This is a genomic window from Virgibacillus sp. AGTR (assembly GCF_016919725.2).
Lineage (GTDB): Bacteria > Bacillota > Bacilli > Bacillales > Amphibacillaceae > Virgibacillus > Virgibacillus salarius.
In genome coordinates this window covers 1-23113 of record NZ_JAJERH010000016.1, presented here as the reverse complement: position 1 = coordinate 23113, position 23113 = coordinate 1, and the positions used below count along the sequence as shown (strand labels likewise).

20 protein-coding genes are annotated in these 23113 nt (G+C 37.3%); 9 read left to right on the top strand and 11 right to left on the bottom strand.

Annotated elements, in window-relative coordinates; translation table 11 throughout:
* Positions 1–18: 18 nt before the first annotated feature.
* Both JUJ52_RS08375 and JUJ52_RS08370 read right to left on the bottom strand, forming a co-directional pair.
* Positions 19–708 (bottom strand): N-acetylmannosamine-6-phosphate 2-epimerase, encoded by a 690-nt coding sequence (locus JUJ52_RS08375; protein ID WP_026680094.1) that lies wholly within the window; start codon positions 706–708, stop codon positions 19–21.
* The gene (locus JUJ52_RS08370) at positions 708–2249 is read right to left on the bottom strand and encodes a PTS transporter subunit EIIC (RefSeq protein ID WP_205388859.1); all 1542 of its coding nucleotides are present in this window, start codon (positions 2247–2249) and stop codon (positions 708–710) included. The genes JUJ52_RS08375 and JUJ52_RS08370 overlap by 1 nt, the downstream gene beginning before the upstream one ends.
* Positions 2250–2441: 192 nt before the next feature.
* On the opposite strand from JUJ52_RS08370, the gene JUJ52_RS08365 reads away from it, so the two are divergent.
* Positions 2442–2900: a PTS sugar transporter subunit IIA gene (locus JUJ52_RS08365; protein ID WP_308036020.1), complete on the top strand. Its 459-nt coding sequence runs from the start codon at positions 2442–2444 to the stop codon at positions 2898–2900.
* 498 nt (positions 2901–3398) lie between these two features.
* Here the strand turns inward: JUJ52_RS08365 and asnB are convergent, their stop codons facing one another.
* From asnB to JUJ52_RS08335, 6 genes are all read right to left on the bottom strand, one after another.
* Positions 3399–5246: an asparagine synthase (glutamine-hydrolyzing) gene (gene asnB, locus JUJ52_RS08360; protein WP_205388860.1), complete on the bottom strand. Its 1848-nt coding sequence runs from the start codon at positions 5244–5246 to the stop codon at positions 3399–3401.
* 111 nt (positions 5247–5357) lie between these two features.
* Positions 5358–6251 (bottom strand): oligopeptide ABC transporter permease, encoded by an 894-nt coding sequence (gene opp4C / locus JUJ52_RS08355; protein ID WP_026680098.1) that lies wholly within the window; start codon positions 6249–6251, stop codon positions 5358–5360.
* A gap of 15 nt (positions 6252–6266) precedes the next feature.
* Positions 6267–7232 (bottom strand): oligopeptide ABC transporter permease, encoded by a 966-nt coding sequence (gene opp4B, locus JUJ52_RS08350; RefSeq protein ID WP_121605750.1) that lies wholly within the window; start codon positions 7230–7232, stop codon positions 6267–6269.
* A gap of 42 nt (positions 7233–7274) precedes the next feature.
* The gene (gene opp4A, locus JUJ52_RS08345) at positions 7275–8996 is read right to left on the bottom strand and encodes an oligopeptide ABC transporter substrate-binding protein (protein WP_226983547.1); all 1722 of its coding nucleotides are present in this window, start codon (positions 8994–8996) and stop codon (positions 7275–7277) included.
* Positions 8997–9023: 27 nt separating this feature from the next.
* Entirely contained in the window at positions 9024–10019 is a 996-nt protein-coding gene (locus tag JUJ52_RS08340; RefSeq protein WP_121605751.1) for an ABC transporter ATP-binding protein, read from the bottom strand.
* A complete protein-coding gene (locus JUJ52_RS08335; protein WP_166530515.1) occupies positions 10016–11041 on the bottom strand; it encodes an ABC transporter ATP-binding protein in 1026 nt (341 codons plus the stop codon). Before JUJ52_RS08335 ends, JUJ52_RS08340 begins: the two co-directional genes overlap by 4 nt.
* A 314-nt stretch (positions 11042–11355) precedes the next feature.
* On the opposite strand from JUJ52_RS08335, the gene JUJ52_RS08330 reads away from it, so the two are divergent.
* The 8 genes from JUJ52_RS08330 to JUJ52_RS08295 all read left to right on the top strand — a co-directional run bounded on the left by JUJ52_RS08330 (position 11356) and on the right by JUJ52_RS08295 (position 19757).
* The gene (locus JUJ52_RS08330) at positions 11356–12519 is read left to right on the top strand and encodes an acyl-CoA dehydrogenase family protein (RefSeq protein ID WP_026680103.1); all 1164 of its coding nucleotides are present in this window, start codon (positions 11356–11358) and stop codon (positions 12517–12519) included.
* A 485-nt stretch (positions 12520–13004) separates the two neighbouring features.
* Positions 13005–13931 carry a glucose-1-phosphate thymidylyltransferase RfbA gene (rfbA, locus tag JUJ52_RS08325; protein WP_121605753.1) on the top strand — a complete coding sequence of 309 codons (927 nt, stop codon included), beginning with the start codon at positions 13005–13007 and terminating at the stop codon, positions 13929–13931.
* Positions 13931–14968, top strand: a complete 1038-nt coding sequence (gene rfbB, locus JUJ52_RS08320; RefSeq protein WP_026680105.1) for a dTDP-glucose 4,6-dehydratase — start codon at positions 13931–13933, stop codon at positions 14966–14968. Before rfbA ends, rfbB begins: the two co-directional genes overlap by 1 nt.
* A complete protein-coding gene (locus JUJ52_RS08315) occupies positions 14929–15909 on the top strand; it encodes a glycosyltransferase family 2 protein (protein WP_205388861.1) in 981 nt (326 codons plus the stop codon). The genes rfbB and JUJ52_RS08315 overlap by 40 nt, the downstream gene beginning before the upstream one ends.
* A gap of 4 nt (positions 15910–15913) precedes the next feature.
* Positions 15914–16603 carry a GNAT family N-acetyltransferase gene (locus JUJ52_RS08310; RefSeq protein WP_026680107.1) on the top strand — a complete coding sequence of 230 codons (690 nt, stop codon included), beginning with the start codon at positions 15914–15916 and terminating at the stop codon, positions 16601–16603.
* 2 nt (positions 16604–16605) lie between these two features.
* The gene (locus JUJ52_RS08305; RefSeq protein ID WP_121605755.1) at positions 16606–16962 is read left to right on the top strand and encodes an EamA family transporter; all 357 of its coding nucleotides are present in this window, start codon (positions 16606–16608) and stop codon (positions 16960–16962) included.
* 4 nt (positions 16963–16966) lie between these two features.
* Positions 16967–18097 carry a dTDP-4-amino-4,6-dideoxygalactose transaminase gene (rffA, locus tag JUJ52_RS08300; RefSeq protein WP_121605756.1) on the top strand — a complete coding sequence of 377 codons (1131 nt, stop codon included), beginning with the start codon at positions 16967–16969 and terminating at the stop codon, positions 18095–18097.
* Complete coding sequence (locus JUJ52_RS08295; protein ID WP_308036019.1) at positions 18057–19757, top strand: DUF6044 family protein; 1701 nt, start codon at positions 18057–18059, stop codon at positions 19755–19757. The genes rffA and JUJ52_RS08295 overlap by 41 nt, the downstream gene beginning before the upstream one ends.
* A 101-nt stretch (positions 19758–19858) precedes the next feature.
* Here JUJ52_RS08295 and JUJ52_RS08290 read toward each other — a convergent pair whose 3' ends face one another.
* The 3 genes from JUJ52_RS08290 to JUJ52_RS08280 all read right to left on the bottom strand — a co-directional run bounded on the left by JUJ52_RS08290 (position 19859) and on the right by JUJ52_RS08280 (position 22983).
* A complete protein-coding gene (locus JUJ52_RS08290) occupies positions 19859–20314 on the bottom strand; it encodes a hypothetical protein (protein WP_205388862.1) in 456 nt (151 codons plus the stop codon).
* Between the two features lie 358 nt (positions 20315–20672).
* The gene (locus JUJ52_RS08285) at positions 20673–22253 is read right to left on the bottom strand and encodes an esterase/lipase family protein (protein WP_205388863.1); all 1581 of its coding nucleotides are present in this window, start codon (positions 22251–22253) and stop codon (positions 20673–20675) included.
* A 220-nt stretch (positions 22254–22473) separates the two neighbouring features.
* Positions 22474–22983 (bottom strand): hypothetical protein, encoded by a 510-nt coding sequence (locus JUJ52_RS08280; protein WP_228088854.1) that lies wholly within the window; start codon positions 22981–22983, stop codon positions 22474–22476.
* Positions 22984–23113: the final 130 nt, after the last annotated feature.

The following is a 23113-nucleotide window of genomic DNA, read 5'->3' as shown; positions in this document are numbered from 1 at the left end:
ACCGGTCCTATGTCTTGATTAACCTTTTTTTAAAGCATCTGTGAAAGTCTTGGTAATTATTTGTGGCCTTGTAATCGCACTTCCCACCACAACAAAATGGGCGCCATTTTCCAATGCTTTTACCGCCTTCAATGGCGTATCGACCTTTCCTTCAGCAATTACAGGGATTGAAACTGACCGAATCATTTGCTTTAATAACGCAAAATTATCATCGGCAATATTCGCTCCTTGAGTGGCCTCGGTATACCCTACTAGTGTTGTCGATATACAATCGAATCCTAGCTTTTCAGCTTGAATTGCCTCTGCAACTGTAGAAATATCTGCCATGAGAGTTACATTTGCAGATTGAGACTTCACCAGTTGTATAATATCAGCTAGCTTTTCATTCTTTGGTCTTTTACGATTTGTTGCATCCATTGCAATAATGTCTACTCCCGCTGCCAATAATGCCTCTGCTTCCTTTCGTGTAGGAGTAATATAGACGTTACTATCTGCATACTCCTGCTTAATAATCCCTATAACTGGAAGGTCTACCAGACTTTTAATTTCTAAGATATCCGCTACGGAATTAGCACGTATCCCTTTAGCACCTCCTTCTAGAGCAGCGATAGCCATCTTTCCCATGATTTTTGAAGAATGAAGTGGCTCTTCCTCTAAAGCTTGACATGATACAATTAATTGTTTTTCTAGTTGGTTTAAAACATTCATTACTCAATTTCTCCTAACGCTTCTTCTACTTGATTTTTAATGGTGGATACTTCAGGGCCATAAATAACTTGCACACCATTTCCGCTAGCTACGACACCTTTGGCACCAGTTTTCATTAAGTCGTCTTTCTTCACTAAATCCGCTTTAAATACACTAACTCTTAAGCGAGTAGCACAATTATCTACATCTTTAATATTTGCTTCGCCACCTAATCCTGAAATAATAGCCTCTGCTCTTTCACTTTTTGTATAAGTCTGTGTTTCTGTATTTTCATCTTCACGTCCAGTTGTTTTATAATTAAATTTTTTAATCATAAACTTAAACGTAAAGTAATATAGGAAGAACCAAACTATACCAATGATAGGAACGATAATCCAGTTTGTTTTTTCATTTCCTTGCAGCACTCCAAATAATAGGAAATCAATAAAACCTCCCGAGAATGTTTGGCCAATCGTTATTTCAAAAATATGTGCTAGCATAAATGCTAGTCCATCAAAAAACGCATGGATAACATATAAAACTGGAGCTATAAATAAAAATGAAAATTCTATCGGTTCGGTTATACCGGTTAAGAAAGAAGTTAACCCCGCTGATAGCATTAGACCAAGGACTTTCTTCTTGTTCTTCGGTTTTGCAGTATGATAAATTGCTAAACATGCTCCAATAAGTCCAAACATCATAGTAATATGTCTACCAGCCATAAATCGAGCTGTTCCAATAAAAAATTGTTCGACATCCGGTTGTGCGAGCTGTGCAAAGAAAATCCGCTGTGTTCCTTCTACCAGTGAACCATCTATAACCATTGATCCACCTAAACTCGTTGTCCAAAATGGAATGTAAAATATATGGTGTAACCCAAAAGGTCCAAGTAGTCTAAGAATGAATCCGTATATAAATGTACCTATATATCCTGTTACTTCTACAAGTCCACCGAGAGAGAAAATTCCTGATTGGATAACTGGCCAACCATAAAATAAGATGACACCTAATATAATTGACATAAATGCAGTGATAATTGGAATAAATCGTGATCCTCCAAAAAATCCGAGAAATTTTGGTAATTCTACCTTATTATATTTTTGATGCAACCAATACGTCATCAAGCCTAAAATTACACCACCAAATACACCCGTTTCCAATGATTGAATACCAAGCACCATTCCTTGCCCTACTTCTGCAAGGTTTTCCTCAGCTAGCTTTCCAGTAATCGTTAACATTGCGTTAATCGTTGCATTCATTACTAAATAACCTAATACTGCAGCTAGGCCAGCTGTACCTTTATCAGATCTAGCCAGTCCAATAGCTACCCCTACCGCAAAAATTAATGCTAAGTTGGCAAAAACTATATTTCCAGCAGAGCTCATAATTGTAAAAATTGCTTGTAGCCATGCATGATTAAGAATTGGATATGCTTGAATGGTTGCAGGATTACTAAATGCCCCACCTATTCCAAGTAGCAGCCCAGCAGCTGGAAGAACGGCAATTGGTAGCATGAATGACTTACCAAACCGTTGTGCCTTTTCAAAAAAAGCATTCTTCATACGATCCACCTCATTTCTTTGATATGAAAATAATTTACATTTTAATTTTAATTGTGTAAACTATTTTTATCAAGTGTTTTTTACCGCTTACAGACAGCTTTTTCAAAAAAGTTAGCTAATTTTGTGGTTGAATTTTTATAGAAGGTAGGGAATTATATGTTTCAAAAACTTTTTAATAGTAGGAGTAGCCAATTGAAATTAGTTGCTCCAACTGATGGTAATTTAATAAAGTTAGCAGATGTTCCAGATCCTGTATTTTCTGAGAAGATGATGGGAGATGGTGTCGCTATTAAGCCAAGTAACGGGATATTAGTTTCACCAGTGGATGCGAAGGTTATACAGGTTTTTCCTACTAAACATGCAATTGGTCTTAAAAGCGTGAATAATATAGAAATCCTCATACATATAGGTCTTGAGACTGTTAGCTTAAAAGGAGAAGGCTTTAAGGTTTTTGTCAAAGAAGGAGATAACGTGCAATTAGGAGAGAAATTAATTTCCTTTGATGTCGACTTAATTAAAGAAAAAGCCGCAAGTGCCATTACTCCAATTATTATTACGAATACCGCTGATATGCAGCGAATTTCGCAAATGGAATCACGATTTGTTTCCGCAGGTAAAGATGAAATTCTATCCATAGAGAAACAAGGATAATGTTTGACAATTGGCTTGATTGACTTTAACTAGACAACAAGCTGAACTTGACTTGAAGAGAAAGTAAATAAATTGGGGAAACCATTCGATGGCACGAATAATGGAAGATCCTATAAGGCAAAGTTTTGGTTCCTAATAGAAAAAGCGTTAACCACAGTAGCAAAGCCTCTAATTTAATAAAATAATTGTTAATACGAAGCGCAGCCAAAATACGTAGACTCCTTGAAAAAGAAGAACGCTTTTTCTGCGTATGATGTATCGTTGCCGAAGCTTTCTTTATCCTACGGCAAAAAGTTCGACCTGAAGATGTGCCCAGACGTGCCCGCGGAAAGCGAAGCATGTTGACTAAGCGATGAATGAACTACCTATCTCCAAAATAATAACCCAAACCTATCTAAAATATTTCAGATAAGGTTTGGGTTTTACATTGCTAAAAATTCTTTTGTCCCAGTCTCTAGAAAGCTGTTTTCCATTAACAAAGCCTTATATCTCTATTACTTATTCACTTACCGTTATATCGTATGTTCGCAACCAATAATCAATTTGACAAAGATGAGCGATTAATTGTGGTCCTTTCATTAATTGACCATACCACGGGTCCTTGAATTCACGCCCTTCGCTTTGTAAAATAGCTTCTACTTTATCACGATTTAAAAATTCAAATAAACGGGCATCTTTATCTGATAATATTTGCTCCATCCAGGCTTTTACTGCCTTCGTATATTCTGGTTGAAACGTTTTAGGATACGGACTTTTCTTTCGGTATAGCACTTCATCAGGAAGAATCCCTTCCATTGCCTTCCTAAGAATACCTTTTTCTCTTCCTTCAAGCATTTTCATATCCCATGGAATATTCCATACATATTCTACTAATTTATGGTCTGCATAGGGTACACGAACTTCTAAACTTGCTCCCATGCTCATTCGATCCTTACGATCGAGGAGTTGTGCCATAAACCAATGCATATTTAAATAGAATAACTCTCTTCTACGTGCATCAATTTCTGATTCACCGTCCAATCGAGGTGTTTCTTCAATCGTTTCCTGATATTGTTGGAAAACATAATCCTTTAGATTTAATTTTTCTTGCCACTCAGGATGGAGGAGGTCAATACGTGAATCTAATGAACGCATCCATGGAAACCCTGCTCCACTGGCTGTAGTCGGATCATGGAACCAAGGATACCCACCAAAAATTTCATCCGCACATTCTCCAGAAAGACTTACCGTTGTACGCTTCTTTATTCGCCTACAAAACCATAGCATGGAGGAGTCAATATCTGCCATCCCCGGCTGATCACGTAAATAAACAGACTCCTTGAGATGATCAGCAAGTTCTCGGCCAGAAATCACCTCATCATGATGGTCTGTTTTAAACGTAGCCGCCATTTTATCGATCCACGGCTGATCCATCGCAGGTTGAAATTTACTTGCTTCAAAATAGTCTGCATTTCCTTCATAATCAATAGAAAACGTTGTTAACGGTGCTTTTCCTTGCTTTGTAAAATAGTTCGAAGCAATAGCGGTAATTGCACTTGAGTCTAGACCACCAGATAAAAACGTGGATACAGGTACATCTGCAACAAGCTGTCGTTCTACCGCATCAACAAATAATTCCCTTACCTTCTGTGTCGTTTCTTCAATAGAATCTGTATGTTCTTGACTTTTTACATTCCAGTATCTCCATATGTTTAAACCATTCGTTGAGAAGGTAAGCGCATGCGCGGAACGTAATTCCTTCATATTTTTAAATATGCCATGCCCAGGTGTTCGAGATGGACCTAATCCAAAAACTTCCGCCAAACCTGATAGATCAACCTCTGATTTCACATCGTTATGTGCTAGTATCGCTTTTAACTCTGAACCAAAAATAAACTGACCTTCGGATTCATAAAAAAACAATGGCTTAACCCCAAGTCGATCTCTTGCCATGTATAACTGTTCCTTTTTTCCATCCCATATGCCAAAAGCATAAATTCCATTCAAGTAATCAACACAAGCTTCTTCCCATTCGATATAAGCTGTAAGCAAAACCTCCGTATCGGACATCGTACGGAACACATATCCTTTTTTCCGTAATTCCTGCCGTAATTCCTCCGTATTATATAACTCGCCATTATAAACAATTGTGTAAGAATAGTTATCTTTAGTTTTTTGCATCGGCTGTTTCCCCCCTATGAGGTCAACAACGGAAAGCCGCTTATGTCCAAAGGCAACGTGCTGATCCAACCATATGTTTGACTCATCTGGTCCACGGAATGACAATGTTTCCGTCATATTCTTAAGCATTTCGCTATCTTCTCTAACGTCTTTTTGCCAATCGATATAACCTGTAATTCCACACAAAATGATGTCCCCCTCTCTTGATGCTTTACATTTACCTAGCCATTATATGCAAATTCATAATTGACAATTACAAAACTTCCGTTATGGATAAGTTTTTCTCAAGAAAAACAATCACCTCGTGGACTTTGGATTTAGTGCGTCCTTTAATCCTTCTCCAATAAAATTAATGGATAAAATCGTAACTATTAACGCAAGTGCAGGTGGGATCCAAATCCATGGTTTTCCTTGTAGTACATCTGGTTCATTAGCTGATGAAAGCATATTCCCCCAGCTAGGAACTGTTTGTGGCACTCCAAAATTTAAGTAGCTCAAGGCAGCCTCAACGGCAATCATGCCTGCAAATAATAATGTTGCTTGCACAATGATTGCCGAAATAACATTTGGTAATAAATGTCGAATGATAACCTTTGCAGATGAAGTTCCGATTGATTGAGCTGCTATAATATATTCATTTTCTTTCTCAGCAAGAATTTTACTTCGCACAATTCTTGCTGTTCCTCCCCAGCTTAGAAGGCTAATAACAATAATTAACACCCATACGCCAGAAACTGTACCAAATAATATTGCATTTAATACAATAACGAATACTAGAAAAGGAAAATTCAGGACAAAATCTGTAAAGCGCATAAGTAGGTTATCAACGACACCACCGAAGTAGCCTGCAATAGATCCAATTAAAGAACCAAAACTTATAACAATGAAAGTAACGGATATGCCTACCATTAAAGAAACCCTTCCACCGTAAAGTAAACGTGTGTATACATCTCTTCCACTCTTATCAGTACCTAACCAGTGATCGGAGGAGGGTGGTAACGAAGTTTCACCAATATTAACTCTAGTTATATCCGTAGTAGTTATATAAGGTGCAAGAAAAGAAATAACAATCACAAACAATAAGAAGCATGTGCTTACCATAGCAAGTTTATTTTTCATAAATTTCTTTCTTGCCATTGCCCATGGTGACATTTTCTTACTATATTTCAAATGCTTTGGAGAATTGATCATGACAAACTCCCCCTCCTAATCTAATCGAATTCTTGGATCGACGACTCCATATAGAATATCTGCTACTAAATTACCAACTAAAACTAAACATGAAAACATCATTGTTAATGCCATTAATACCGCATAGTCATTCGTTTGAACAGATTGTACAAATAGTTGTCCTATTCCAGGATAGGTAAAAATAGTTTCGGTTATGATAGCACCACTAACTAAGGAAACAATATCAAAACCTAAAAACGTGATGAGCGGAATAATAGAATTCCTCAAAATATGTACATGATAGATTTTTCTATTACTTGTTCCCTTAGCACGCGCGGTCCGTACAAAATCCTTTCGGCTATTTTCAATAATGTCATTTCGTAAAAATTGTGTATAGCTCGCAGTACTCAATAATCCTAAAACGAGTGCAGGTAAAATAACATGATGTAGTTTACTAAGCCAGTATTCCATTGTTCCATTTTGTAAGGTTATGTCAACAGAACCATTGGAAGGAAATATACCTAAATGAAAAGAAAAGAAATAAATAGCAAACACTCCGGCAACAAACGATGGAATTGCCATTCCAAAATAATTAGCAGCACCAATAATATGATCACCTATTGTATAAGGTTTCCTACCAGCGAAAATCCCCATCGTAAAGGATAGGAAATACGTAATAATTAATGCGCTTATTCCTAAAAAAATAGTATTTTCTAATTTTTCACCTATTAAATCTGATACCGGCATTTTATAACGTACTGAACGACCAAAGTCACCCTGAATAAAATCAGAAATCCAACGACCATATTGGATATGATACGGATCATTATACCCAAGCTTTTCTCTCATATCTTCAATATAAACTGGATCTGTATTAAGCGGATCTATTTCTCCAGAGAGGGCATCCCCTGGCATCATTTTTGCCAGGGTAAATACCACAATGGAGATAAGGAACAACATTGGAATCATACCTAATATTCTTCTTAAGCAATACTTCCACATAGTGCCATACTCCTTATCTATTACAGATTAAAAATCTAGCCTTTAGTTAGGTTTAATCCACCATTCATGGGAACTATTTAATCCTGATACATCCATCTCAACACCTTGTACTCTTGTATTAACAGCCATTACCTCTTCCAATTCAGCAATCGTTATCATTGGAACTTCTTCACTTACATTTTTTTGCCATTCCATATAGATTTGCTTTCTTTTCTCTTGATCTTGACCCACTACATTGATATCAATTGCATCTGCAAGCAATTGATCATTTTTTTCGTTTACCCAACGTGGGTAATTCCATAATTGGTCACTGCCCCATAAGGCTGTCGGATCTGGATCTGTCCCCGTACTCCATCCTCCAAAGAATACTTCCATAGATTCATCTGCTTCTTCAAGTTGCTCATAATAAAGGTTCGCTTCTGGCATTTCTAACTTTGTAGCTAATCCGACATCATTCCAATATTGTGTTAGTGCTTTTGCACGAGCTTCAAACGTCGGATTCTGTGTAGCATAATGACTGAACTTGACTTTAAATTCTTCACCATTTGGATCTTCTCGAATACCATCGTCATTTACATCCACATATCCTGCCTCATCTAATAATTCCTTTGCCTTTTCAGGGTCATAATTGTACACTGTTACATCAGAATCATCCGCTGAAATCCAGTGAGCAGTTGGAATTGGTCGATTTACAGGCTGACCTAAACCAAAGAAAAATTCGTTAATCCACGACTCCCGATCAATAGCATAAGCCATCGCCTTCCGAAGTTGCTTATCATGATACTTCTCATAATCCATGACATTTTTTTCTCCATCCCACGTTCCTAATCGAAACCCAACATAGTAATAAGAGAGTCCTGGTGCTCTTATTACATCCGTATTATCAAGTGCTTGAATAGACTCAAAATTACTTGGGTGAAAAGCTGTCATATCCAATTGATTATTCTCCAGCTCGCCAACTACTAAGCTTGGGTCAATAACTTTTAACACGATACTATCTAAATGAGGCTTCCCTTGCCAATAATCGTCAAACGACTCAAACTGAATAGATTCACCAGGAATAATCTCTTTTACTTTAAAAGGTCCAATTCCGATAGGTTTTTGACGCACTTGCGGAGATTCCGACATTTCGGCTACTGGAATACCCTCAAATTCCTTTCTAGAGAGAGGATATGTCCACAAGTTTTCTAGGTTATTAACACGAGCTTTATCAAATGTAATCTCGATTTCATAATCATTGACTACATGTATTCCCTCGATTTCATCAGCTTCTCCGGCTTTAAATTCTGGTACACCCTTTATGGTTTGGACATTAGTATATCGTGGTCCATCATAATCAGGGTGTGCTAGTGTTTCTATCGCAAAAACCCAATCATGTACAGTTAATTCTTCGCCGTTATGCCACTTCACCCCTTTTTGGAAGGTAAATGTATAATGCTGATTATCTTCTGTTTTCCAATCCGCCACATTTGGTTGTGGTTTTAGTTCCTCATCATACGTAATTAATCCATCATCTAAAAAATCGATCACCTCGGCATCAACTGCTATTCCATAGAAATTAATGTTGAATAATCCCTCAGGAGCCGAATCAAGTGCATAAACTAATGTCCCACCATCAACTGGACCTGTAGCTTCTTCCTTATCCCCTTCCTCCGATTGCGTCTCATTATTTTCCTTTTCCTTATCGCCCTCCTCTTCTGAACAAGCCACTAATAACATTGTTAACATAAGCAATAACATGAATGAAAACCAATATTTCTTCAAATTAGCTCCCCCCTAAAATAAGAAAGTCTATCTATCATATAAAAGACATGCGACCTGATGATTCGGCCTCACCTCCTTCAATTCAGGAACTACCTTTTTGCAGGCCTCCATCGCCATTGGACAACGTGTATGGAAAACACAACCACTTGGCGGATGTTGGGGGCTAGGTACATCTCCTTTTAAGATAATTCGCTCCTTTCTACGAAGTGGATTCGGATTAGGTATAGCTGACGTTAACGCTTGTGTATAGGGATGCATTGGATTTTTATACATGTCTTGTTTTGTAGCTACTTCTACTAAATTCCCTAAATACATAACACCGATTCGATCACTCATATGTTTCACAACACTTAGATCATGCGCAATAAAAAGATAAGTTAGATCAAATACTTCTTGGATATCCTTTAATAAATTTAAAACCTGTGATTGAATGGAAACGTCCAATGCACTGACTGGTTCATCTGCTACAATTAATTTTGGATTTAAAGCCAATGCTCTAGCAATACCTATTCGCTGTCTTTGGCCTCCAGAAAACTCATGGGGATATTTATAATAATCTTCTTCCCGAAGGCCAACCTTATTTAAAAGTTGTTTCACTTTTGGCCGTATGTCACGGTGATTGTTCGAACTATAGTTCCGTATTGGCTCATCAACAATATGACCAACCATCATTTTGGGATTTAGGGATGCATAAGGGTCCTGAAAAACCATTTGAAAATGCCGACGAACTTCTCTAAGCTTTCTACCTCTTAACCTTGTAATATCTTGGTTATCAAAAATAATTTCGCCGTCTGTTGCATTTGTCAAACGTAGTATGGTCCTACCAGCAGTTGATTTTCCGCAGCCTGATTCACCTACAAGCCCAAAAGTCTCGCCTTTCTTTAATGTTAAGGAGATTCTGTCAACCGCTTTTACATCACCAATCTTCCGTTTAAAGAATCCTCCATGAATTGGATAATATTTTTTTAGATTCTTGACTCGCAGTAGTTCATGGTCCTCTTCTATTTTTTTTAGCTCCTTCATTTTTCAACTCCCTCCTCTGCTGTTCTATGCTGCTTTGGATAGCATGAATGATAAAGGAGACATCTGGCCAAATGACCATCACCTACAGGAGCGAGCTTTGGTGTTATAGACCTACAATCCGCAAAAGCCTTTGGACATCTGTCACGAAATCGACAGCCGACTTGCGGCATACTCGTTAACGAAGGCACTATTCCTCCAATTGTATGGAGACGTTCAACATCTTCTTCCATTTTAGGAATGCTATGTAATAAGGCTTCTGTATAAGGGTGTTTTGGGCTAGAAAATAATTCTACTGTAGTACTCGTTTCTACAATCTGCCCTGCATACATAACCATTACGCTATCTGCCATCTCAGCTACAACTCCTAAATCATGTGTAATTAACATAATTGCTGTATTCGCTTCTTGCTGAATGGATGTAAGCAATTCTAATATTTGTGCTTGAACAGTTACATCTAGCGCAGTTGTAGGTTCATCAGCTATCAATAATTTCGGATTTAAAGCAATGGCGATCGCTATCATCACACGCTGTCTCATTCCCCCAGATAATTGATGGGGATATTCATCTACTACCTTCTCTGGTCTAGAAATTCCAACCTGCTTCATCAATGCAATCGATTTTTTACGTGCTGCTTGTTTAGAGATATCTAAGTGATTATGTAGTACCTCTTGTATTTGTGAACCAATTGTAAAAACCGGATTAAGCGCTGTCATAGGCTCTTGGAAGATCATACTTATTTCTTTTCCGCGGACGTTATTCATCTCTTTATCCGTTTTATTTGTTAATGGCATCCCATTAAACCTTATTTCTCCTTTTGTAATTTTTGCATTTTCTTGCGGAAGTAATTGCATAATGGATAAGGACATCACACTCTTTCCACAGCCAGATTCACCAACAACACAAATAACTTCCTTCTCTTGAATCTCAAAGCTCACATCATCAACAGCATGATATATTTGTCCATTAATTGAAAAACCAGTATGTAAATTTTTTATTTCTAGTAGTGTTTTATTATTTTTCATCAATGATATTGCCCCCTTTTTGCTGTTATGGAAATGTAACGTAATTGTAATAGTTGACTATGATATATATTATTTAAAAATTTAAATAATATTACTTTTCTTTATTTTCGTTTATATCTAATAGTAAATGGAAGCTTCCTTTCTAAATCCTTACTATTCTGATTGCTTTACAGGATGTTTTGATTAATGGAATAATAAAGATAAGCACAAAAATCAACCATTGAATGCTAATAAGTGAAAATAGCCCATGAATTTTAACGGAACTATACAATGTAAAGGCAGTTCCAGGCAACAAAACATGAGGAGGCATTATAATGAAGCTTGCAGATTTTAAAACGGCAGAGGAAAGGGTAGCAATCTTACAAGATAAGGTAAGCGTGTTTGCTGAGCGTGCATACCAACTGGATAAGGATGATGTATTTCCTTTCGAAAACTTCCGCGATTTAAAAGAAATTGGCTACCCTTCACTAACCATTCCAAAAAAGTATGGAGGATTAGGCATTTCACTAACTGAAATGCTCAAGATGCAAGAAATCATTGCTAAAATGGATGGCTCAACGGCTTTAGGAATAGGTTGGCATATGGGAATTACGAAGCATTTAGGAGAAACAGACGCTTGGGAACCTCAAAAGTATGAATCCGTTATGAAAGATGTATTGACAAATAGTGCATTATTAAATAATGCAGCGTCTGAACGAGCCACTGGTAGTCCTACTAGGGGTGGGCGACCAGAAACTACAGCAGAACGAACCAATGACGGCTGGCTTGTTAATGGAAGAAAAACATTTACAACATTAGCACCAGTGCTTTCATATTTTATAGTAAGTGCTTCTATAAAGGGAACGGATAAGACAGGGAATTTTTTAGTAGAACGCGAACGTGACGGTGTATCTATTGATGAGACTTGGGACTCTATTGCGATGAAAGGTACAGGAAGTCACGACTTAGTTTTAGATCAAGTGAAATTGGACGACAGCGATTTTGTCGAGGAGCTTTCATCAGAGAAAAAACCAGCAGCTGGTTGGCTGCTCCATATTCCTGCATGTTATTTAGGTATTGCTAGAGCAGCCCAGGAAACTGCCCTACAATTTGCTTCTAGCTACTCTCCAAATAGCATTAAGGGGACCATCTCCGACTTACCAAACGTACAGCAAAAACTAGGAGAAATGGAACTTCTATTAATGGAAAGCGAATACTTTCTCTATGGTGTATCAGAAAAATGGGACCATGCTACGATAGATCAGCGCTCAGAAATGAAACCTCTGTTAGGCGCAGTAAAACTATCCGTTGTTAATAAAGCCATTGAAGTAGTTGATTTAGCGATGCGAATTAACGGAGCGCGTAGCCTATCTAGCAGTAACCCACTTCAACGATACTATAGAGATGTTCGTGCTGGATTGCATAATCCACCAATGGATGATATGACCATTATACAATTAGCATCAAAAAGTATAAGCGAATTTAGAAACAACCTATAATTATTTTAAAAGTCATTCGTACACTAGCAAAGAACATGTTTATTTTACGATTCTTTCAGAGCTTCTGTTTTTCTATTTTTAGATAAACTATTTCTATGCCACGCTTATAGCAATTTACGAGATACATGAAAAGATTGCCCCTCTCTTGACCTTCTAGGCTAGATGAGAGGCAATCTTTTCTAGTTTTCAACGACTTCATAACAGACTACTACGTATAGAAAATGAACCATTTAAAACAATTTAGCTTTCACTTGTAGATATGTGATACTAGTTTGTTGTTCGAAATAAAAACTTAAAATCTAGCTAATTATCAAATGATATACTTATTTCTCTACTTCTTCAACTCCTTCATTCCCCCTTTTTTATCTTTGACATACTTTTGAAATAAAAATGTAAGATTAGAATGAAGACATTTGAGGTAATACTATATAAGATACTATTGTTAAAATATGGATGCATTGATATCGAGATAAGGGGTGTCGTACATGAAGGGAATCATTTTAGCTGGGGGAAGTGGTTCAAGACTTTCTCCTAGCACAGACAGTATAAATAAGCACTTGCTAGCAGTCTATGACAAGCCAATGATCTACTATCCATTATCTGTTCTCATGCTTGGGGGTATTAAGGAAATCATGATTATTAGTACACCCGAAGCTAAGCCAAGATTTGAAGAACTGCTCGGAGATGGTTCATCACTAGGTATTACCTTGAAGTATAGTGAACAAAAACAACCTAATGGCATTCCAGAAGCTTTAACACTTTCTAAACATTTTTTAAAGAATGACGCTGTCACGTTAATTCTAGGAGATAATATATTCTACGGACAAGGGTTTACAACACTACTTCGCCATGCGCTTAGAAATCATAAGCATGCAACTATTTTTGGTTACCGTGTAAAGGACCCAGGTCGTTTCGGTGTCGTAGAATTTGACCATCGACAAAAGGCAATATCACTCGAAGAAAAACCGGAGGAGCCAAGATCTGACTTTGCCGTGACTGGACTTTATATATACGACAATCAAGCTGTGAAACTAGCAAATACATTAAAACCATCAGCAAGAGGAGAACTCGAAATCACAGATTTAAATAAAGCATATTTAAGACGAGGGCAGCTAGATGTAGAACTGCTTGGCAGAGGATTTGCTTGGATGGATGCTGGAACCCATGAATCACTGTTTGACGCATCGGAATTTGTTAAAATTACTCAACAACGTCAAGGGTTTAAGTTAGCTTGTCTCGAGGAAATCGCCTATTACCTAGGGTATATTTCTAGGGAGCAATTATATAAAAAAGGAAAAGCGATGAAAAAAAACGATTATGGAGCCTATCTATTAGAAATCGCTGACCGTAAACACACACAACAATATTGGGATACTATTGATCGTAATCCAATGCTAGGGCTGGTTGAATAATGAAAACAAATAAATCTACTATCTTAATTACTGGCGGCGCAGGGTTTATCGGTGCTAATTTCATTCCATATTTCATGAAAAAACACCCAGACTATACTATTATCAATCTCGATAAACTGACGTATGCAGGTAATCTATTACATTTAACCGAGGTAAGTGATTCACCTAACTACCATTTTATTCATGGAGATATTACGGATGAACAACTTGTTACAACTATATTCAATCGCTATGATATCGGTGGTGTTATTCATTTTGCAGCTGAATCACATGTAGATAGATCTATTGAAGATGCTAACCATTTTATTCAAACAAATGTGCTTGGAACCATGGTGTTACTACAAATTGCCAAAAATGATTGGCAAAGAAAGCGGCAATTACAACACAGACGATTCCATCATATCTCTACAGATGAAGTTTACGGTTCATTAGGTGAAAAAGGGAAATTTACGGAGACAACACCTTATAATCCTCGAAATCCCTATAGTGCATCAAAAGCTGGGGCAAATATGCTCGTTAAAAGCTTTGGATACACGTACGGAATGGATGTAGTGGTGACGAGTAGTTCAAATAATTACGGTCCAAAACAGCATGATGAAAAATTAATTCCAACCATTATTCGAAAAGCACTAAAAGGGGAAGCAATTCCTATTTATGGTGACGGATCTAATATTCGTGATTGGTTATATGTGTCAGACCACTGTGGTGCACTCGATCTTGTTTTTCATCATGGGAAATCTTTGGAAAAATATAATATTGGTGGTTCCAATGAACAGACAAACATAGCAATTGCTAAGAAGGTTTGTCACATTTTAGATGAGCTAACTCCTGAGTCTAAAAGGGAAAATGGCCTTTCTTCGCATGGGGAGCTTATCACGTATACAAAAGATCGCCCTGGACATGATCAACGTTATGCCGTTGACGATCAAAAAATACGAACAGAATTGGGCTGGAAACCGGTAGAGGACTTTCATACCGGCCTTCAGAAGACTATAAAATGGTATATAAGGCAATGGGCGAAAAGCAAAGTCCATTAATTTCTGTCGTTATTCCGGTCTACGGCTGTACACAATGCCTCCGTGAATTATGCAGTCGAATCAAAACTACGATAGAAGAGATTCCAGCCCAATACGAAATCATTCTAGTTAATGATGCTAGTCCGGATAATGCTTGGCAGACCATTAAAGATTTGAATAATAAAGATAAACAAATTAGAGGATTGAACTTAGCTCGAAATTTTGGACAACACCATGCAATAACGGCAGGACTTGATTACACAAACGGAGACTGGGTTGTCGTCATGGATTGTGATTTACAAGATCGACCAGAAGAAATAAAAAAATTGTATGAAAAGAGTCAAGAAGGTTATGAGGTGGTTTTCGGAAAACGTATGGAACGCAGAGATAATTGGTTGAAGAAGAAGTCATCACAATTTTTCTACCGCATCTATGATTATTTTTCTGGTGGGACATCTGATTATACAATTGCCAATTACAGTATCGTATCTCAAAAAGTAGTAGTAGGCTATCGACAAATGCGAGAACAAAATCGTTTTTTTCCCTTGTTTTTGCAGTGGATGGGATATGAAAGCACCTCTATTCCAATTGAACATGACGCACGAAAAGAAGGGAAATCTTCCTATAATCTAAAGAAATTAATTACGTTAGCAACGGATGCGATTATTTCCCAATCTAATAAGCCATTGAGGCTATCCATTCAATTCGGATTTCTTATTTCTTCTGTATCCTTTATTTACGGTATGTACTTATTTGGTAGATATTTTTTCCTTGCTGAACCTGTACAAGGTTGGACAAGTGTCATGGTTTCTATCTATTTCATTGGTGGATTGATTTTCTTTAATTTTGGAATTCTAGGATTATATATCGGAAAGGTATTTAATGAAACAAAAGATCGGCCGCTTTATTTGATAAGAGAAACAACAGACAGTAAAGAATATGAAACAAACAAACGGAGCTGATAGCATGGACACATACTTAAAACCAACCCCTTGGGATAAACGGAATTTTCATATTAATACGTATGAGCTCACCAGCGCTTCAGAGGAAGCCTTACAGGAAACGAATCAAATAGAAGGACATTTCACTCTAAAGATTGATCCAACTATCAATACAGAGAAGTTGTATAAATACGGCTTTTATTATACAGATACGTTAATAGAACCAGTATGCCAAAAAAGCAAATTGAAATTATTCAAACAAGATGGTATGGAGCTTTCTAGAGATTATGATAAAGCACATATTTTAGAAATCGCTGGTGAAGTCTTTACAAATGGACGATTTCATCGTGACTTTAATATTCCTAATTTCATGGCTGATCATCGCTATAAAAACTGGGTAAATGATTTAATTCAAGCAGATAAAATTGTTGCGCTAATCTACGGAAATCATTTAGCTGGCTTCTTTGCTTATGATTCTAATAAAGTCCTTCTACTAGCGATGGATAAATCCTATCGCGGGAGAGGTCTTGCAAAATCGTTTACCAGCCATTGTGTTGATGAATTGTTTCGTATTGGCAATTATGAGGAAGTCAGAACATCGATTTCTCCTTCGAATCCGGCATCATTAAATGTTTTTATTTCATTAGGCTTCCGATTAAATGGTGCTGTAGATGTCTATCATAAATTAAATGGCTCTTTACCAGTTGGGGTGTAACAATGGGATATCTGTATATTCTTGGGACCATTGGGTTCACAGTTTATGGCCAATTAATTCTAAAATGGAAAATTGATCAATATGGAAGTTTACCAAATGCATTTATGGGGAAAATCAATTTCCTACTACAGTTATTACTAAATCCATGGATTCTATCTGGCTTGTTTTCTGCTTTTCTAGCAGCGCTATGCTGGATGGCAGCGATGACTAAGTTTGATATTAGCTATGCATATCCTTTTATGAGTCTTTCTTTTGTACTTGTATTTATACTTTCTGCTGTACTATTTGGGGAACCAGTATCTCCTCCAAAAATAGTCGGATTTTCCCTTGTAATTGCAGGTATTATTATAATGAGGTGATTCTATGATTCCGTTTAATAAACCTTGTGTGATTGGTTCAGAGATGACCGCTATCCAACAAGCTATCACGTCCAACAAAATTTCGGGTAATGGTTCATTTGGAAAAAAATGTACGAACTGGTTAGAGAACCAGTTAACTTGTGATAAAGCATTACTGACCCCTTCCTGTACCGCAGCATTAGAGATGACCGCTTTATTATTGAATGTTCAACCAGATGATGAAGTTATTATGCCTTCTTATACATTTGTTTCTACTGCCAATGCCTATGCATTACGCGGTGCTTCGATTCGATTTGTTGATATTGATCCAGGCACCATGAATATTGATCCAAAGGAAGTGGCACGGGCGATTACCGATCAGACCAAAGCCATTGTGGTCGTTCACTATGCTGGTGTAAGCTGTGATATGGATGAAATATTAACGTTAGCAAACAGCCATAATTTATGGGTTATTGAAGATGCCGCACAAGGCTTAATGAGTACATATAAAGGAAAAGCACTTGGTTCGATTGGACACATGGGAACACTTAGCTTTCATGATACTAAGAATTATACGTGTGGTGAGGGCGGTGCATTACTCATTAACGATCCTTCCCTTAGCGAACGGGCAGAGATGATCCAGGAAAAAGGAACGAATCGTTCTCAATTTATTCGTGGAGAGATCGACAAATATACATGGAGAGATGTTGGTTCATCCTATTTATTAAGTGAAATTAATGCTGCCTATTTATCCGTACAGCTTGAACACGCTAGTAAGATCCATCACGATCGTCTACATAGTTGGAACCAATACAATCACGGTTTACTAAACTTACAGCTGGCTGGAAAGATTGATTTACCAACCGTTCCCAATCCATGTGAACATAATGCACATATGTATTATATTAAAATGAAAAACCAGTCAGAAAGATATCAATTGCAACAGTTTTTAGACGAACATGAGATTGTGACAGCTACTCATTATGTTCCCTTACATAGCGCACATGCTGGGAAACAATTCGGTGCATTTATTGGTGAGGATACGCATACTACAACGGAAAGTAATCGCTTATTACGCTTACCGCTTTACTATGGGATAGGAGAAGAGGCAATTAATGATGTGGTCAACAAAATACAACTGTTTTTCCAACCATAAGCTTCTGGTAGGCATTGCTTGTCTAGTTATCGTTACCTACCTGATGCCGTATTACATTCTAGGTGAAGACACACATATTCGTGTACACGATAATTTAGACTCCAATATCGTATGGTATCACTTGCTTGCAGAAAGTGGCCAAATTTTTAGCTTAACGGATACGACATTTCCCAACATCATTAATGGGTTACCAAGAAGTTCCCTACCTTCTGGATTAGATGCAATGGTATGGCTATATACCATGTTTGAACCCATGACAGCGTACAGCATTGGGCAAACTATCATGCGGTTCGTGGCTTTTTTCGGTATGTATCTATTATTAAAGCATTTCACTTCGTTTGGTAGGAAGATACCAATCATTACTGTTGGTTCCTCGTTAGGGTTTGCTTTATTACCCTATTGGCCATCAGGTATGCTATCGATTGCTGGATTACCACTAGCCTTGTTCTTATTTTTATCCATTCGGAAATATGGGAAAGCAACACCTTGGTATTATTGGCTAACCCTATTGCTTATCCCATTTCTGTCTAGTTTTGTGCTAACCTTTGTTTTCTTTTTAACCATCATGGGTCTAATTTGGCTTATCGATTGGATTCGCTTGAAGCAGTTTCATTGGCCGTTTTTTGGGGCAATTGCAGCAATGACAAGTATTTATGTACTAAAAAATTACCTATTAATCACGTCCATGTTTTTTAGTTCGGGATTCACTTCTCATCGCGACGCATTAAATTTAGGGCATAATTCCTTGCAACGAAGTGTAGAGTTATCATTTGAAAATTTCCTCTATGGTCATACCCATGATATGGCACAGCATTACTGGATTATTATACCGGTAATTGGGTTTGCCTTTATCATTGCAGGCTATCGGTCTATTAAACCAACATGGTTATTAGGATTATTTTTTATTAATTTTTCCCTTTCCATCTGGTATGCATTTTGGTATTGGGAGGGATGGCGTGTAGTGAAGGATAATTTTATGATTGCCAACACCTTCAATTTTGCCCGGATTCACTTTTTCGATCCAGCTATTTGGTACATCTGCTTTGCTTTAGCATTGGCAATTATTTGGAAACACCTTCGCTTTGGTAGATTCATTGCTGTTATTTTAATTATTGCTCAATGCGGGCTGGTTTTATTTCCATTAAATGAGGAAAGTAAATATAATTCCATTGGCACACCGACATTTAAAGAATTTTATTCTGAAGAATTGTTTACTGAAATTCAGTTATATATTGGTAAGAATCTCGAAGATTACCGAGTGGTAAGTATTGGAATGCATCCAACTATCGCACAGTACAATGGGTTTTATACGCTGGATACATACAATAACAGTTTTCCTTTGGGTTATAAACAAGCGTTTAGGAGAATTATTGCGGACGAACTTGAAAAAAATCCAGTGTTAGAGAATTATTTTGATACGTGGGGCGGTAGATTATATATGTATGTAGCTGAACACGGTGAAAATTATCTCTATACCAAAAATCGGAATGACCCAATTGAAGATCTGGATATAAATACGAAGGCATTGAAAGATCTGGGAGGAGAGTATATCTTAGCAGCTGTACCTATTAATAATGCAGAGGAACTTCATCTCACACTAGAGAAGACATTCGAACACCCTAATGCTGCATGGAAGATTTGGCTTTATCATGTAGATTAGTGGAATCGCGCAAGCTCAACGGCAGAGCTGCGCGACCTTTTATGAAATGTGTGATTTCTAGTGAGCAGTATATATACAGGACTATTCTCCATTTCCATGCATTAACTATCCATATTTTGATAATCCCATAGCAACTTCCATTCTCCATCAACCTCTGCCATATAAACATCCTGTATTAAGGTAGAATTACCGTATTTCCCGTTAAAATGTTGAGAGACGGTGATTCGATAAACGGTCGGAATTGGTTCTCCCTCTACTGTAGGAAGCCAATTCTTCATTTCCTCGATATCTCCAAAGCTATATGTGAAATGGAGTACTCCAAAATAATTCATAATGACATCTGATCGATCCTGAATATACGTTCCTTTTGGAAATTTTTCTTTCATCATTGGATGCAACATTTCCCAGGACTCAGAAAAAGCTCCTCTTTGCTCATAGGCGTAAAATTCCTCGGCAGCCTCCTCTGCTTGATGCTCTGGTGATGATGCAACAACAAAATATATGGTGCCCGCAACAGCAATAGCAAGTATAAAAAGCAATAGTAATAGTTTATGCAAAGTTTCATCTCCTTTTTATGCTTGCTACCATATTATTCATAGCTACAACAAATTATTATTAGAACGACTAGTAACATTCATCAGCTTTCAACTAATTCATTAGCTTAACTCGAAAAATATTACAGAAAACCGAGAAAGATATACCTCTTAAATAAACAATTTATAGGGACTGGTATAGAAAAGGCTATGGGAGAAGAAAATTTTGTGAAGCCCTAAGAGTCAGTATGCTTTACTAGAGACAAAACCTCGCCCGCGGAAATCATAGTATTTTAATGGTGCGACGATAGAACCTATTTTAAGTAATGAAACCGTTCGGGTTAGGATCTGGATAAAATTCGTCTCTCCCAGCCTCCTTGCATCAATCCTCAATATATACAGAATCGATAATGGTTCGTTCGAAAGTAGAACCTTTCTTTGTTTTTCCACTAATGTCTACGGTAATATTATAAGCTTGATTTTTCTTTGGAAATGTTAGATTTGTAGACATATCTACATTTCCTTTCGTTGAAAATGACTTTACTTCGTTCATCGTTCCAGACTCCACTATTTTATAGCTGGCTTTTAAGCTATCTTCTTGAATGAAGGAATCATCAGTCTTTAATTGATAATAAAATGATTTATTTTTACTATTCTTATTCATATTCGATACTAGATTCCACTTCCTTGGAGTATCATAATTGGCAACAAGCAAATAGGCACTATCCTGTTTACTCCCTAGTTCAACCATCCATTCTCCAGAGACAGGATTTTTTACTGGAATTGTATATGCAGTAGCTCCTGTAAATATCCCTCCGGATTCTTGAGTTGTTGCTTGCGTAGCTATATACGATTTGCCCGATGGATCTATTAATGCAAGCTGATGTAATTCATGAGCCGCATAAACTTGCACTGTTATCTCGTCTACACCATCTTCAATCGGTAGAGAAAGCTGATCGCTCTTATTTTGAACTAGCGAATTACCACGTACTAAATGGTCTGAGGTGGGTAATGGCATTCTATAGGAGCTTGGTGAGAAGCTTCTTCCAGGCACCAATTCATCCGCTATGAAGCTCTCAAAGACAGGAAATATGACTTCACTGCGAACTGAAGTATGATTCCAGTCTCCTATAGCAATTTCTTGACCACCCGGTAAATTACTACTAACAGCTGTTACTACACCATCATTATCTCCATAACTAGAGAGATAGACGCCACCATACCAAGTAGCAGAGAATATGGACCCCCAATCCGTTCCTCCAAGCGTATAAATATCGTTGTAGTATGCATATGGTTCAGAATCAGTGATGGAGCGAAAATGCTCCATATATCCTGTCTCCACTGCAGTAGTGCCTTCCCCTTGCATACCGAGTAAATCTGCCAGCCAACCAGCCCAGGAGCTATTTGCCAAATCTGCTAGCTGTGAGCCATGATGTGGACTAGAAAGCGTAATAATATTATCTACATATTGCCATGCATCATAATATGTTACTGCAGCCTGAGCATCAACTCCTCCTTTACTATAGGCAACTAATGTAATTGGCTGGCCATTAAAATGCGCGGCTATTTCTTCAATTTTGTCAGCAAGTAGTCTTCCGTTATCCCACATATCAGCCGAAGCCCCACCAGCATCGTATAGCTGAACAAATGCCGTATGATAGCCTGCCTCATAGGCTGCCTCATACAAACCATTGTCTTCCCAAAAGATCTGAGCCACATTATTTAATCCTGGGACAAATAGTAAGACAGGTGCTCCCTCTTGTGGATGTTCAGGTGTCTCCCCAACAAACCATTCTCCTGGTGTTTCATCGTTACCGTTATTTCCTTTTCCAAATACCGTTATGTCGTCACCCTTGCCTACAAGTCGTGGACTAGCTATACCTTTTGCTTGTGCTGCTACATAACACGGAATGGATATTACAAGTAAACCGAAAAGAAACATAACGAGCAGTCGAATCGTCATCTCTTCTCCCCCATTCAGAATATTAGTGGTAGTTACTATATAAACATCATTGTAAAATGATGGAACTGAAAAGGGCTTTTACTCCTTTATATTTATGAAAAACAGGGCTTCTTTAATAACTAACTAAAGTAAAGAAGTTATAAAGCGATGATTATTTAAAACACTACAGCCTTTTATTTTAAAAACTGCTGAATTCGTAGCCAACGAATTCAGCAGTTGTTCACCATAGATGTATCATCGTTTGTACATAAATCTGTACCATAATATAAAATACGATTGCATATTTAAAATTAAAGCGAATCCCATTTTTAAAACCATTTAAACCGTTCGAGGCACTTAAAATAATTACTGGCATTATCAGAGGTGAAATTAAAATAGAGATGACGCTACCAGATGTGACTGCTAATACAATTAACTCAGGAGGATATGGTAGAGCGATATTTTCTAATATTCCTGCTACTAAAACCATCACGGTTAATGGTCCCATTCCAATAAACCCAAGGAAAATCACAATAAATGGAAGAAGATATAGGATATTAATAAATGGTAGCATCTCTTGCAACGCATAAACACCATCCACTACATAATCACCAAAATTTGTTTGATTTAACGCATAAATTAATACTCCTGCACCGAGCATAATGCTAAGCTGATATGATTGATTTGTCATATTTTGCTGAAAGTAAATTTTCGCTTCTTCTACAAATTTTTTCGGTTTCTTTTTGACCACGTAATAGAAGCAAGTCCAGATTATCACTGTTAGAGGAATTACCATCATTAGATCCGTGGAAAAAATGGCATGGATAATAAAGATTGATCCAAATAAACTAATTAAGAAAAACGGAGCAAAATTCGCTCAT

Coding starts and splice junctions, on each gene's coding strand:
- JUJ52_RS08340 (WP_121605751.1), bottom strand. CDS start 10,019: ATGAAGGAGCTAAAAAAAATAGAAGAGGACCATGAACTACTGCGAGTC.
- JUJ52_RS08330 (WP_026680103.1), top strand. CDS start 11,356: ATGAAGCTTGCAGATTTTAAAACGGCAGAGGAAAGGGTAGCAATCTTA.
- JUJ52_RS08285 (WP_205388863.1), bottom strand. CDS start 22,253: ATGACGATTCGACTGCTCGTTATGTTTCTTTTCGGTTTACTTGTAATA.
- rfbB (WP_026680105.1), top strand. CDS start 13,931: ATGAAAACAAATAAATCTACTATCTTAATTACTGGCGGCGCAGGGTTT.
- JUJ52_RS08310 (WP_026680107.1), top strand. CDS start 15,914: ATGGACACATACTTAAAACCAACCCCTTGGGATAAACGGAATTTTCAT.
- JUJ52_RS08375 (WP_026680094.1), bottom strand. CDS start 708: ATGAATGTTTTAAACCAACTAGAAAAACAATTAATTGTATCATGTCAA.
- JUJ52_RS08305 (WP_121605755.1), top strand. CDS start 16,606: ATGGGATATCTGTATATTCTTGGGACCATTGGGTTCACAGTTTATGGC.
- JUJ52_RS08335 (WP_166530515.1), bottom strand. CDS start 11,041: ATGAAAAATAATAAAACACTACTAGAAATAAAAAATTTACATACTGGT.
- opp4C (WP_026680098.1), bottom strand. CDS start 6,251: ATGATCAATTCTCCAAAGCATTTGAAATATAGTAAGAAAATGTCACCA.
- opp4B (WP_121605750.1), bottom strand. CDS start 7,232: ATGTGGAAGTATTGCTTAAGAAGAATATTAGGTATGATTCCAATGTTG.
- JUJ52_RS08370 (WP_205388859.1), bottom strand. CDS start 2,249: ATGAAGAATGCTTTTTTTGAAAAGGCACAACGGTTTGGTAAGTCATTC.
- JUJ52_RS08295 (WP_308036019.1), top strand. CDS start 18,057: ATGATGTGGTCAACAAAATACAACTGTTTTTCCAACCATAAGCTTCTG.
- rfbA (WP_121605753.1), top strand. CDS start 13,005: ATGAAGGGAATCATTTTAGCTGGGGGAAGTGGTTCAAGACTTTCTCCT.
- JUJ52_RS08315 (WP_205388861.1), top strand. CDS start 14,929: ATGGTATATAAGGCAATGGGCGAAAAGCAAAGTCCATTAATTTCTGTC.
- rffA (WP_121605756.1), top strand. CDS start 16,967: ATGATTCCGTTTAATAAACCTTGTGTGATTGGTTCAGAGATGACCGCT.